Source organism: Halomonas sp. 707D4 (assembly GCF_024158685.1).
GTDB lineage: Bacteria > Pseudomonadota > Gammaproteobacteria > Pseudomonadales > Halomonadaceae > Vreelandella.
Genome location: NZ_JAMZBD010000030.1, coordinates 1 through 12,972, shown reverse-complemented (window position 1 = coordinate 12,972; position 12,972 = coordinate 1). Strand labels below are relative to the sequence as shown.

The following is a 12,972-nucleotide window of genomic DNA, read 5'->3' as shown; positions in this document are numbered from 1 at the left end:
GTCACGGTGTGCCTGGGGCTATTCGCCGGCATCGCGGTGACCCGCCGGTACGGGCGGGACTTTCTGCCCCTGGCGGGCCAGCTCGCCTCCATCGGCCAGACCTTTCCACCGGTCGCGGTACTGGCGCTGGCGGTACCGGCGCTCGGTTTCGGCACGCCCGCGATCATCGTCGCGCTGATGCTCTACGGCCTGCTGCCCATCCTGCGCAATACCCTGGCCGGCCTCGACGGGGTCGACCCGGCCCTCAAGGAAGCGGCAACCGCGATGGGCATGACGCCGCGCCAACGGCTCTGGCGGGTAGAGCTCCCCCTGGCGGCACCGGTCATTCTCGCCGGCGTGCGCACCTCCATCACCATCAACATCGCCACCGCCGCGCTGGGCGCCACCGTGGGCGCGAGCAACCTGGGCGACCCGATCATCGCCGGCATTATCAACGCCAACATGGCCTACGTGATCCAGGGGGCACTGCTCATCGCGCTGCTGGCACTCACCGTTGACAGCCTGTTCGATCTGCTCGAGCAGCGGTTGAGCCACCGTCCGACCGATTGACCCCCGCCTTAAGTGGTATGCCTAAAGCGTTTGCGCTGCGGTACTGTCCTTGTGTTGCGTTGACCCTCGCCAGATGAATCCACTGGCGAAAACGGTCGGCACCGACAACACTGCCCTCAAAAGGGGTCAACAAGGACAAGAACATGACACGCTACTGCCATCAGCCGAGTTTCATGACCGGCGACGAATTCTCCATGGCGACCTTCGCCCTGCTCGACCCCGACGGGGCGCTTCATGAAGGCGCCGTCGAACCCCCGCTCGAGCGCGATCATGCCCGGCGCATGTACCGGGCGATGCTCGCTACAAGGCTTCTCGACGAGCGCATGATGGCCGCCCAGCGCCAGGGGCGGCTGAGTTTCTACATGCAGAGCACCGGCGAGGAGGCGGCGATCGTCGGTGCCACCGCTGCCCTCGACGATGCCGACATGATCATGGCGCAGTACCGCGAGCAGGGGGCGCTGATGTATCGCGGCTTCACCATCGACGAGTTCATGAACCAGCTGTTCGGCAACGACCTGGATTACGGCAAGGGCCGCCAGATGCCGGTTCACTACGGCTCGCGCAAGCTCCACTACATGACCATCTCGTCGCCGCTGGCGACCCAGATCCCCCAGGCGACCGGCTACGCTTACGGCCAGAAACTCGCCGGTGACGGCCAGTGCACGCTCACCTTCTTCGGTGAGGGCGCGGCCTCGGAAGGGGACTTTCACGCCGCGCTCAACATGGCCTCCGTGCACCGCGTACCGGTGATCTTTTTCTGTCGCAACAACGGCTACGCCATCTCCACGCCGGCGGTCGAGCAGTTCGCCGCCGACGGCATCGCACCCAGGGCGATCGGCTATCGCATGCACGCCATCCGGGTCGACGGCAACGATGCCCTGGCGGTGTTCGAGGCGACCCGCCAGGCGCGGCGCATCGCCGTGGAGCAGAACCAGCCGGTACTCATCGAGGCGATGTCCTACCGCCTGGCCGCGCACTCCTCCTCGGACGACCCCTCGGGCTATCGCGCCAAGAGCGAAGAAGAGACCTGGCGCCTGAAGGACCCGGTGCTGCGGCTGCGCAAATGGCTCACCGCCAAGGGCTGGTGGAGCGACGACGAGCAGGCAAGCGAGGAGGAGCAGCTGCGCCGTGACGTGCTCGAGACCATGAAGCGCGCCGAGAAACGCCCCGCGCCCTCGCTCGACACGCTGATCAGCGATGTCTACGCCGACATCACCCCGGCGCTCCAGCGTCAGTTCGATGACCTCAAGCGCCATATCCGCCGCCACCCCGAGGCCTACCCCAAAGGGGCGAAGACCCTGGATCTGGATATCTCTTCCACCTCGAGCGCCGAGGGAGACGCCTGACATGCCGACCATGAATCTACTTCAGGCGATCAACAGCGCCCTCGATACCGCCATGGCGGAAGACGACAAGGTGATCTGCTTCGGCGAGGACGTCGGTGTCTTCGGCGGAGTGTTTCGCGCCACGAGCCACCTTCAGGAGAAGTACGGCAAGGCGCGCTGCTTCAACACGCCCCTGGTCGAGCAGGGCATCATCGGCTTCGCCAACGGCCTGGCTGCCCAGGGCTCGGTGCCGGTGGCCGAGATCCAGTTCGCCGACTACATCTTTCCGGCCTTCGATCAAATCGTCAACGAGACCGCCAAGTTCCGCTACCGCTCCGGGGATCTGTTCAACGTCGGGGGCTTGACCATCCGCACGCCCTACGGCGGCGGTATTGCCGGCGGTCTCTACCACTCCCAGTCGCCGGAGGCCTACTTCACCCATACCCCGGGGCTCAAGGTGGTGGTGCCGCGAAGTCCCTATCAGGCCAAGGGGCTCTTGCTCGCCGCCATCCGCGATCCGGACCCGGTGCTGTTTCTCGAGCCCAAGCGGCTCTACCGCGCCGCCACCGGCGAGGTGCCGGACACCGACTACCAACTCCCCCTTGGCGAGGCGGAAATCGTCAAGGAGGGCGGCGACATCACCCTGGTGGGGTGGGGGGCGCAGATGGAGGTGATCCAGAAGGCGGCCGAGCTCGCCGAGGAGCAGGGCATCGCCTGCGAGGTGATCGATCTGCGCACGCTGCTGCCCTGGGACGCGGATACCGTGGTCGAGTCGGTGCTCAAGACCGGGCGGCTGGTGGTCAGCCACGAAGCGCCCTTGACCGGCGGTTTCGCCGGCGAGATCGCGGCGACCATCGCCGAGCGCTGCTTCCTGTATCTCGAGTCGCCCATTCGCCGGGTGACGGGGCTGGATACGCCGTTCCCCCTGGTGCTCGAGAAGGAGTACCTGCCGGATCACCTCAAAATCCTCGACGCGATTCGCGAAAGCGTCGATTTCTAGCGCCCCCGGAGACTGACAATGAGTGATTTTGTACTGCCGGACATCGGCGAAGGGATCGTCGAGTGCGAAGTGGTGGAGTGGCGCGTCCAGGAGGGAGAGCGCATCGAAGAGGATCAGCCGGTGGTCGAGGTCATGACCGACAAGGCGCTGGTCGAGATCACCGCCCCCGAGGCCGGCGTGGTCACGAAGCTCTACGTGCAGAAAGGCGAGATCGCCAAGGTGCACGCGCCGCTCTACGCCTACCGGGGCGAAGGCGATGCCGCGAACATGCAGGGCGAGCCTCCCGCACAGGAACCGGCGCCGGAACACCGGGCAGCGGATCGGCCGACCGAGGACGCATCGCCGGCCCGCTCGAACCCGCCGGCTTCTCGTGCAGGCCACAGGACCCCGGCGAGCCCGGCGGTACGCCGTCTGGTGCGCGAGCACGATCTCTGCTTGAGCGACATCGCCGGCAGCGGCAAGGAGGGGCGCGTGCTCAAGGAGGACGTGCTGGCGCATCTCGAAGGCGGGCAGCCGGCGCCGGCCAGGCCCGCCTCGCCTTCCCCCCAGGCACAGCGGGTCGAGCCGCTGCGCGGCGTGCGCGCGGCGATGGCCAAGCGCATGGTGCACGCGGTCAGCACCATTCCCCACTTCCACTACGGCGACGAGATCGACGTCACGGCGCTGCTGGCGCTGCGCGAGCGGCTCAAGCCCGCCATTGAGGCGAGCGGCGAGCGCCTCACCCTGATGCCCTTCATCATGAAGGCGCTGGCGCTGGCCATCGACGTGGAGCCCATCGTCAACGCACGCCTCGACGAAGCCGGCGAGAACCTGCATTACCAGAGTACCTGCAACATCGGCATGGCGGTGGATGGCCGGGCGGGGCTGATGGTGCCCAACGTCAAGGGCGTCGAGGCGCTCACGCTTTTCGAGCTTGCCGGCGAGATCGGCCGCCTCACCCAGGCGGCTCGGGAAGGGCGGGTGGAGCAGGCGGACCTCAAGGGCGGCACCCTCACCGTGTCCAACATCGGCGCCCTCGGCGGCACCTACGCCGCGCCGATCATCAACGCGCCGGAAGCCGCCATCGTCGCCCTCGGCAAGATCCAGTGGCTGCCGCGCTTCGACGCGGCGGGGGCCGTCGAGCGGCGGGCGATCATGACCATCACCTGGGCGGGGGATCACCGTTTCATCGACGGCGGCACCATCGCGCGCTTCTGCAACGCCTGGAAAGGCTTTCTCGAGGCGCCGGAGACGATGCTTCTGCATCTGCGCTAGGCCGCTCTCGGAGGGTGATGGACGATGTCCCAGGGGGCGCTCCAGCAGTTCTACATTCCCGAGGAGCAGTCGGTCTACCTGCTCACCCACCGGGATGCGCGCAAGCTCAAGGACTGGGTGGCGCTGTGTCAGGCCGAGCTCGAGCAGCTCGGCTTCGACGCCATCGAGCTGATCGGCAAGGGCGCCTACGGTTTCGTCTTCGCCGGGCGGGCAAGCGTTCGCGGCACGCCCGCCCACTACGTCTTCAAGTTCTCGCGCATCACCTTGCCCACCCATCTTCAGGAGCGTCTCGAGGAGGAGGCGTTCATGCTCGACCAGCTCGCCCACCCGCGCATCCCCAAGCTGATCGCCTACCAGCGCATTCGCGGTCAGTCGATTCTGGTGATGGAGCGCGCCCCGGGGCTCAACCTCGAGGAGATCTCGCTGCGCGAGGGGCGTCTGGCGCCGCGGCGGGTGGTGCGTATCGCCGTCCAGCTCGCCGAGCTTCTGCTGGCCCTGCGTCAGGAAACGGGCCCGCACGGGCGGCCGCTGGTGCACGGCGACATCAAGCCGTCGAACCTGGTGTTCGATGCCGATACCGAGTCGGTGGCGCTGATCGACTGGGGCTCGTCGGTCTTCGCCCAGCTCGATGCGGACCTGCAGCCGGTGGGCAGCAACGTCATGGAGCTGATGTCGAACCAGCACCAGCACACCAACGCGCGACTCGGCGACGTCTATTTCATCGGCGAGGAGCAGTTGAACGGCGCGCTCTCGTCACCGCGCTTCGACGAGCAGGGCGTGGCGGGCACGCTCTACGCGCTGGCCTCGGCCCAGTCCTGCCGGTTCGGTCAGCGCGCCATTCCGGCCAGCTCGCTGGGGCTTCCGCTGGAGTTCGCCCGTACCCTCGACGCCATGCTCGACGCCGACCCGGCGCGCCGCCGCGCGGCGGGGGACTACTTTCTCAAGGCCATGCCGGCGATGGCGAAGATGGTCATGGTGACGCTGCCCGAGGCGCCGCCGGTGGCGCTGGTACCGGTCTGGCTGCGCCCGGCAGGGGTGGAGATCGATACCGTGGTCTACAGCTCGCGCAAGGCGTTCCTGCGCGAGGCGCAGGTTGAGCAGGCGCTTGAGAAGGTCGACGACGTGCAGCTCGACCGCTACTACCGGCAGTTCATGCAGGGCATGGGCGATACCGAGAAGGCCTTTCTGGCGGCGGTCAGTCGGCTGGGCAGGTACCCGGTGGTCGGCGGGCTGGCGATTCGCTGGGAGGCGGAAGGGGTCTATATCGACTCCTCGCTCAACCTGCACGATACCCGTTTCAAGGCGGCCTTCGTGCAGGCGGTGAACAACATGGTTCACCTGGCCCGGGCGATCCACCGCCAGGGGGTGTTCAAGAGCTGCCTGTTCGATGCCCGCCAGACCCTGCACATGGAGCGCGGTGACGAGCACGAACGCTTTGCGCCGGTTCCCGGTACCCATATCCGGTTCGAGGTCAGCGCCACCCCGGAGGAGAACCGCACCCGGCTGCACAGCTACTTCGAGGATGGCCCGGACCCGGAGGAACTCCTGGTGCTGCCGGACGCGATCATGGCGCTGCTCACGCGCCTCAACGAGATTCACCATACCGGCATGATCATCTTCGAGGCCCACCCGCGACACCTGAAGCTGCACAGCTATTACCGGCTGCTCGACCCCGCGCAGGAAACGACGTTTCGCGCGCTGCTCGATGCGATTCTCGCGGCGGTGGGGCTGATCGAGGGGCTCGGGGTATCCGGGTTCATGAAGATGCCCTACAAGGATACCCGTTTTTTCACCCATCTCGAGCGCCAGCCCGAGCGCTTCTACCCGCGTAACCCGCGCGCGCGCTAGTCGTCGATTCTCGAAGTGAGCGTTGGCAGCGCAAGAGTGGCGAGCCAGGTGATCAGCTCGTCGGTGAGCGTGTCGCTCGCCGCGCCGAAGGCGTTTACCACCTCGGGAATCTCGACGCTTTGCGCCCGCGCGCGGGCCTCGAAGGTCTGGCTCGCCAGCGGTTCGCGGTTCGGGCCGGTCAACTGCACGTCGAGCTGTACGTGGGCCACCGGCGGCGTGCGGTCGTACTCGCTCTGGAAGTGGCGCAGTTCGCCGAGCAGCACCAGGTCCGACGGCAGTCGATCCACGCCGACGCTCTCGAACAGCCCGCTTCGCTGCAGGGCGTCGACCAGGCGCGACTGGATCAGTTCAGGGGCGTCCTGATGCCAGCGCGCCCCTTCGTAGACGTTGACCACGTTGCGCTCTGGAAACACCACGATACGGTTGCTGCCGATCAGGTGGCCGGCCTCGGGCGTGGCGACACCCAGGCGCTTGCCGGCAAGCACGGGATTGCTCGCGGCCGACGAAAGCCGGGCCTCGGGCAGGCGATAGAGCGTGGCCGGGTCGCTTTCGGGCAGGATCGAGCAGCCGCTAAGGCCGAGAGCCAGGGCCACGGTTGCGAGCGAACGGGTCTTCATGGGCGAAACTCCTCTACGCGGTCCCGACCCAGCAAAAAGTCGGTCGGGTTTTCCTCGATGTCGCGGGTGATGCGATCGAGGGTGGTGAGCGTGGCGCGCAGGGCGGCCAGTGCCGGGGCGATGTCCTGGGTGCTGGCGAGCGTACTTTGCACTGCGGCGGCGTTGTCATCGACCAACTGCTCGATGCGCCGGGCGGCATCGGCGACGTCCTGGCTGGCGCTCCGGGCGCTGGCCATCACCTGTCGGCCATCCTGCTGCAGAAGCTGGGTGGCTTCCTGGCTCAAGGTCTCGATGTTGGCAAGCGTGGCGGTGGCCTGGCGCGACACGTCGCCGAACAGCGCCATGTTCTCGTCGAGGGCAGCGCGCTGGGAGGCGATCATGTCGGTGATCTCGGCGATGTCGGTCAGGATGTTGCCGGCCTGTTCGCGGTTGTCGTCGGTGAACAGCGCGTTGACGTTCTCGAGCACGGCGTTGACGTTCTGGATCATCTCTTCACCTTGATCCATCAGGGTGGCGATCGGCGAAGGTTCGGCCCGGATGAAAGGGACCTCGTCATCGTCATCTGCCGAAAGCAAGGGGCTATCCGGCTCGCCGCCTTCGAGCTGCACCGACAGGCTGCCGGTGATGCTGGCGAAGGAGAGTTTCGCCCGGGTGTCGGTCTTGATCGGGGTGTCCTCTTGAACGCGAATGTCGACGATCACCCGGCGCGGGTCGCGCGGGTCGAGGGTCAGCTCGGTGACCTCACCCACTTCGATGCCGTTGTACTGTACGGCGCTGCCCTCGCTAAGTCCGCTCACACTGCGCTCGAAGAGAATGCGGTAGGGGCGGTCGTCGTGATCGCCGGCGGCCTGGCTCATCCACAGTGCGAAAAGCAGGGCGCCGGCGCCGGTGAGCAGGGTGAAAAGGCCGATGAGAACGTGATGTGCACGGGTTTCCATGTGTTGGTCTACTCCCTGTCCGATGAAGAGGCGGCGGCTCGGCCTCGTGGCCCGTTGAAGTACTCCTGCACCCACTCGTCGTCGGTCCGGGCGACCTTGTCGAGGGTGTCCGCCACCAGGACGCGCTTTTGCGACAGCACCGCTACCCGGTCGCAGGCGGCATGAAGCGTGTCCAGGTCATGCGTGACCAGAAAGACGCTGAAGCCGAGCGCGTCGCGCAGTGTCTTGATCAACTGATCGAAGGCCGCCGCGCCGATCGGGTCGAGCCCGGCGGTGGGCTCGTCGAGAAACAGGATGTCCGGGTCCAGCGCGAGTGCCCGGGCGAGGGCGGCGCGCTTGATCATGCCGCCGGAGAGCGAATCCGGCGACTGCAGCGCCGCCTCCGGCGACAGCCCGACCAGCGACAGCTTGATCCGCGCCAGATACTCAGCATCGTCACGGGCAAGCCCCGCATGCTCAATCAAGGGCAGTGCCACGTTCTCCTGAAGATTCAGCGAGCTGAACAGTGCCCCCTGCTGGAACAGCACGCCGAATCGGCGCTCCACCCGGCTGCGCTCGGTGTCGCTTAGAGTCGTGAGGTTGGTGCCGAGCACCTCGATATCCCCTTGGCTGGGCCGTTGAAGGCCCACGATGCTGCGCAGCAGCACCGACTTGCCGGTGCCTGAACCGCCCACCACGCCGAGGATCTCGCCCTTGGCCAGGGTCAGGTCGAGGTTCTCGTGCACCACGTGATCGCCGAAGCGGTTGACCAGCCCGCGTACCTCGATGACCGGCTCGCCGCAATCGCGTGAATCCTCGCGCCCGCTCACCAGCCCATCTCCATGAAGAACAGCGCCGCCAGCGCGTCGATCAGGATCACCATGAAGATCGACTGCACCACGCTCGAGGTGGTGTGGGCGCCCACGGACTGGGCGCTTCCCGCCACCTTGAAGCCCTCGAGGCAGCCGATCACCGCGATCACGAAGGCGAAGACCGGTGCCTTGGCGAGGCCGACCAGAAAGTGGGTGACCGAAACGTCCTTTTGCAGCGTGGTCATGAACTGGCCAAGCGAGATGTCCAGCGACAGCGTGGCGACCATCGCCCCGCCCAGCAGGCCGCTCAGCATGCCGATGAAGGCCAGCAGCGGCAGGCTGACCAGCATCGCCATCACCCGCGGCAGTACCAGAAGCTCGATGGGGTCGAGCCCGAAGGCCTTGAGCGCGTCGATCTCCTCGTTGGATTTCATCGCCCCGAGCTGGGCGGTGAAGGCGCTGGCGGTACGCCCGGCGAGCAGGATGGCCGCCAGCAGCACGCCGAATTCACGCAGAAACGAGAACGCCACCAGGTCGATGGTGTAGACCGTGGCGCCGAAGTCCTCGAGCACCGTCGCGCCCAGAAACGCCACCACTGCGCCGACCATGAAGGTGAGCAGAATGACGATCGGCACCGCGTTGAGGCCGCTCTGCTGAATATGGGCGACGGTCGCCGTCAGGCGCCAGCGCCGGGGCGCGATCATGACCGGCACAAGGGTGGCCAGCACCAGACCGACGAAACCCAGAAGCTGGCGCTGCTGATGCCAGAGCCCCTCCATGTGCTCGCCGATGTTCGCAAGTACTAGGGTGAGGCGGTTCGGGGTGGCGGTGTCCGGGGTGAGGGAGCCCTCCATCGCCTCGGCGATGCGCTTGATCAGCGCCTGCTGTGCGTGGGGAAGCTGCGTTGCCCAGTCACCGATTGCCTGGGCACGCTCGACCCCCACCAGGTCGACGATCAGCGCAGCACCGGCGGTATCCAGCCGCTCGAACGCCTCGAGCGACACCTCGAGGTCGCGCTCGCCGGCGTAGCCTGCCAGCGCTTTCTTGAGCTCGGCATAGTGCTCGAGCGTCCACTCCCCGGTGAGCGAAAGCGACTCGCCTTTGCGTGTTACCCACTCCTTCGGCATTCCCGCTCCCTGTGGCATTTCATCGACCATGCTACCGCGATCGTTTCGCGGCTACTCCATAATGCATTCAAACGGTCGTTGGTAAAAGTTTACTGCTGCTTTTCATGCCGTGACGAAAGAATAGCGCCTACTGAAATTCGCGCCAGGCGGCGTAGGTGCTCAGGAAGACGCGTCCGGTGAGCGCATCGAGAAAATCGCTCTGCTTGAGGCGGTCCATGACCGGCCCCTTGACTTCCGAAAGGTGCAGCTTGACCCGGGAGTCCTTCAGGCGCGCATTGATGGCGTCGAGACTCTCGAGTGCCGAGGCGTCGATGAGATTGACCGCCGAGCAGATCAGCACCACGTGTTCGATCTCCGGGCGGCTCGCGACCAGGTTGTAGACGGTGTCCTCGAGATAGCGCGCGTTGGCGAAGTAGAGGCTTTCGTCGATGCGCAGCAGGGCCGCGTTTTTGGGTGCCTCGACATCGTGGCGCTCGACGTTGCGAAAGTGTTCGGTGTCCGGCACGCGACCGACCAGCGCGCTGTGGGGGCGACTGGTGCGGTAGAGAAACAGCGCAAGTGACAGCGTCACGCCGCCGATGATGCCTGCTTCGACCCCCTCCACCAGGGTGAGCACGATGGTCAGAGCCATGGCCGCGAAGTCGCTGCGCGAGTAGCGCCAGGTCTGGCGCAGCATGGCGATGTCCACCAGGGTGAGAATCGCCACCGTGATGGTGGCCGCCAGGGTGGCGATGGGCAGGTAATGGAGCCAGCCGGTGAAGGCCAGCGTGACGAGTGCAATGCCGAGTGCTGCGAAGGCGCCGGCCGCCGGCGTCTGGGCGCCGGCATCGAAGTTGATCACCGTGCGCGAAAGCCCGCCGGTCACCGGCATGCCGCTGGTCACCCCCGCCGCCAGGTTGGCGGCACCCAGGCCCACCAGCTCCTGGTTCGGCGCGATGCGCTGGCGCCGCTTGGCGGCGAGCATCTGCCCCATGGAAACGGACTCGACGAAGCCCACCAAGCTGATCAGCAGCGCGGGTATCAAAAGCGCCTTCCAGAGCGCGCCATCGAAGGACGGCAAGCTCAAGGCGGGGAGCCCGGCGGGAATGTCGCCCACCACGGCCACGCCCTGGTTCGTCAGCTGGAAGTGCCAGCAGGCGAGTGTGGTCACGATCACGGCGAAGACCGGCCCTGCCTTGGTCAGAAGATCCGCAAGCCCTGCGGGCAGGCCGAGGCGGATGAACGAACGCTTGCCGAAGCGGCGCATGCCGACCAGAAAGAGCAGCGTGCCTGCGCCGATCGCGAGGGTATAGACGTTGATCGAGGCCAGGTTCGGCACCAGCGTCATGACTCGTTCGACCAGGGTGAAGCCGCTGCTGTCGATGCCCAGAAGGCTTCCGAGCTGGCTCGCCGCGATCAGGATGCCTGACGCCGTCAGGAAACCGGAGATGACCGGATGGCTCAGGAAATTGCTGAAGAACCCCATCCGCGCAAGCCCCATACCGACCAGCATCAACCCGGAGAGCAACGACAGCACCAGTGCCGCTTCCAGGTAGAGCGCCGAGCCCGGCTCGGCCACCGCACTCAGCGCCGCACCGGTCATCAGCGCGATGATCGCCACCGGCCCCACGGCCAGCGTCTGGCTGGTGCCCATCAAGGTGTACAGAAGCTGGGGCAGGATGCTCGCGTAGAGCCCCACCACGGCGGGCAGGCCCGCCAGCAGCGCGTAGGCCAGCGACTGGGGAATCACCATGATGGTGACGATCAGCCCGGCCAGCGCATCGGCGCCGAGCAGCCGACGGTGGTAGTGGGGTAGCCAGGCGAGGATGGGAAAGTAGTGCTTCAACATGGTGTCCAGACGTCGGCGTTCGAGAAGGGGTCGCACGCCCTATACTAGCGCGTTCACGCAAGCCTTAGCGTGTCCGGTCGAAAATAACGCCCGTCCTTCGTCCAAAGTGCAACTTGCTCGTCGGGCGCGACGCGGTAATCTTGCCTGGCGACCCGTGCTTGCAACACGCGTTTCACCAACGACACGACAATAAAGGTGCATGCCATGTGGCGATTGACGATTCTGGTGCCCCTGGCATTGATGGCGGCTTGCTTGGTCCTGGTAGCGAGTGGCTGGGTGTATTCGGCGGTGGGCCTGGCCTTCCTGGCCGGGTCGCTCGCGTGCGCCCACTTTTACCGCAAGATCTACGAAAACGTTGGCATCGAAAGCCCATTGCCTAAGTTCAAGTCGCTTGCCGATTACGCCTCGCTCAAGGCCATGGCCTACCGCTTGATGGAGCGGGCAAGCCGCACGGCGATCGCCTCCGCCGAGGTATCGCACCACGCCGATGCCATGGATCGGCGCCTGCAGGATCAGAAGTGCAGCACTCGGGAAGCCACCGCCAGCATGGCCGCAGTGACCACCGCGATCACCCAGGTCAGCGCCAGCGCCACTCAGGTCGCGGCGCTGGCCGAGCGGGCCAGGCACTCCAGCCACCAGAACCACGCAAGCCTTGCCGACATCGTCGATGAGATGAACGGCGTGGCCCAGCGCTCCGGCGAGGCGCTGGCGCTTCTTGCGTCGCTCAACGAGCATATCGACCGGGTGCGCAACGTCACCTCGGTGATCGACGAGATCGCCGAACAGACGCACCTGCTGTCGCTCAACGCCTCGATCGAGGCAGCGCGGGCCGGGGAGTACGGGCGCGGCTTCGCGGTGGTGGCCGGCGAAGTGCGAAGCCTGGCGCAGAAGACGTCGCAGGCGACGGCGAGCGTGGAGGCGCTGGTCGGTGACATGCACAGAAGCGCTCACGAGGTGATGGCGACCATGACGGATCTGATGACCCGTATCGGCGAGCGCGCCACCGGCATGCGCGCGGTGGGTGAAGGACTTTCGACGATCACCCGGGAATTCGACGAGGTGAACCGCGAGATCGGCGGCGTCGCCGAGGCCATGGTCAGCACCCAAGCTCATAGCCAGACCGTCAGCGCGGTTCTCGTTCGTCTCGAACAGGACGTGGACGAGGGCCATCACCGGATGCACGATCTCGCCTTTCGGGCACGGGATCTGATGGAAGCGGCCGAAGGCACGGATGGCGAGCTCGCCCAGCAGCGCCTCGAGGGGCGTCACCAGGCGGTGTACAAGGCCGCGCGTGAAACCGCGAATCGGCTCCAGGCGCTGTTCGAGAGGGCCATCAGCGAGGGCGAGCTGTCACGCCAAGCGCTGTTTCACCCCGAGTATTTGCTCATCGCGGGTACAAAGCCGCCGCTTTACCGTACCGGATTCGACGCGTTCACCGATCAAAACTTCCCCGCGCTTCAGGAGCCCCTGCTCGAGAAGCTGTCGCTCGCCTACGCGATCGCCTGCGATCGCAATGGCTACGTGCCGACCCACAACCAGGCCGTGAGCCGAGCGCCGACCGGCGATCTCAAGCACGACCTGGCGTACTGTCGCAGCAAGCGCATCTTCGACGACGCGACGGGCAGTCGCTGCGGCGCCCATACCCAGGCGCTGCTGCTGCAGACCTACAAGCGCGACACCGGCGAGGTGATGCAC

General features: G+C 66.2%; 11 protein-coding genes. 6 read left to right on the top strand and 5 right to left on the bottom strand.

Annotation, left to right across the window (positions count from 1 at the left end):
- The 5 genes from BIS11_RS02555 to BIS11_RS02535 all read left to right on the top strand — a co-directional run.
- On the top strand, positions 1-549 hold a 549-nt coding region (locus BIS11_RS02555; RefSeq protein ID WP_253585709.1), incomplete at its 5' end, for an ABC transporter permease.
- A gap of 143 nt (positions 550-692) precedes the next feature.
- Positions 693-1,895, top strand: coding sequence for a thiamine pyrophosphate-dependent dehydrogenase E1 component subunit alpha (locus BIS11_RS02550; RefSeq protein WP_253418271.1), 1,203 nt, complete (start codon positions 693-695; stop codon positions 1,893-1,895).
- A 1-nt stretch (position 1,896) separates the two neighbouring features.
- A complete protein-coding gene (locus BIS11_RS02545) occupies positions 1,897-2,874 on the top strand; it encodes an alpha-ketoacid dehydrogenase subunit beta (protein WP_253418274.1) in 978 nt (325 codons plus the stop codon).
- 18 nt (positions 2,875-2,892) lie between these two features.
- Positions 2,893-4,128 carry a 2-oxo acid dehydrogenase subunit E2 gene (locus BIS11_RS02540; protein WP_253418277.1) on the top strand — a complete coding sequence of 412 codons (1,236 nt, stop codon included), beginning with the start codon at positions 2,893-2,895 and terminating at the stop codon, positions 4,126-4,128.
- 24 nt (positions 4,129-4,152) lie between these two features.
- Positions 4,153-5,976, top strand: a complete 1,824-nt coding sequence (locus BIS11_RS02535; protein WP_253418280.1) for a phosphotransferase — start codon at positions 4,153-4,155, stop codon at positions 5,974-5,976.
- Here BIS11_RS02535 and BIS11_RS02530 read toward each other — a convergent pair.
- From BIS11_RS02530 to BIS11_RS02510, 5 genes are all read right to left on the bottom strand, one after another.
- Entirely contained in the window at positions 5,973-6,593 is a 621-nt protein-coding gene (locus BIS11_RS02530) for an ABC-type transport auxiliary lipoprotein family protein (RefSeq protein WP_253418283.1), read from the bottom strand. The two genes, BIS11_RS02535 and BIS11_RS02530, sit on opposite strands and share 4 nt — an antisense overlap.
- Positions 6,590-7,531: an MlaD family protein gene (locus BIS11_RS02525; protein WP_253418286.1), complete on the bottom strand. Its 942-nt coding sequence runs from the start codon at positions 7,529-7,531 to the stop codon at positions 6,590-6,592. The genes BIS11_RS02530 and BIS11_RS02525 overlap by 4 nt, the downstream gene beginning before the upstream one ends.
- 8 nt (positions 7,532-7,539) lie before the next feature.
- On the bottom strand, positions 7,540-8,340 hold the full coding sequence (locus tag BIS11_RS02520; RefSeq protein WP_253418288.1) for an ATP-binding cassette domain-containing protein: 801 nt from the start codon (positions 8,338-8,340) through the stop codon (positions 7,540-7,542).
- Positions 8,337-9,449: an ABC transporter permease gene (locus BIS11_RS02515; protein ID WP_253418290.1), complete on the bottom strand. Its 1,113-nt coding sequence runs from the start codon at positions 9,447-9,449 to the stop codon at positions 8,337-8,339. The genes BIS11_RS02520 and BIS11_RS02515 overlap by 4 nt, the downstream gene beginning before the upstream one ends.
- A gap of 127 nt (positions 9,450-9,576) precedes the next feature.
- On the bottom strand, positions 9,577-11,277 hold the full coding sequence (locus BIS11_RS02510) for a SulP family inorganic anion transporter (RefSeq protein WP_253418334.1): 1,701 nt from the start codon (positions 11,275-11,277) through the stop codon (positions 9,577-9,579).
- A 204-nt stretch (positions 11,278-11,481) separates the two neighbouring features.
- On the opposite strand from BIS11_RS02510, the gene BIS11_RS02505 reads away from it, so the two are divergent.
- A partial coding sequence (locus tag BIS11_RS02505; protein ID WP_253585708.1) for a methyl-accepting chemotaxis protein occupies positions 11,482-12,972 on the top strand: 1,491 nt, incomplete at its 3' end.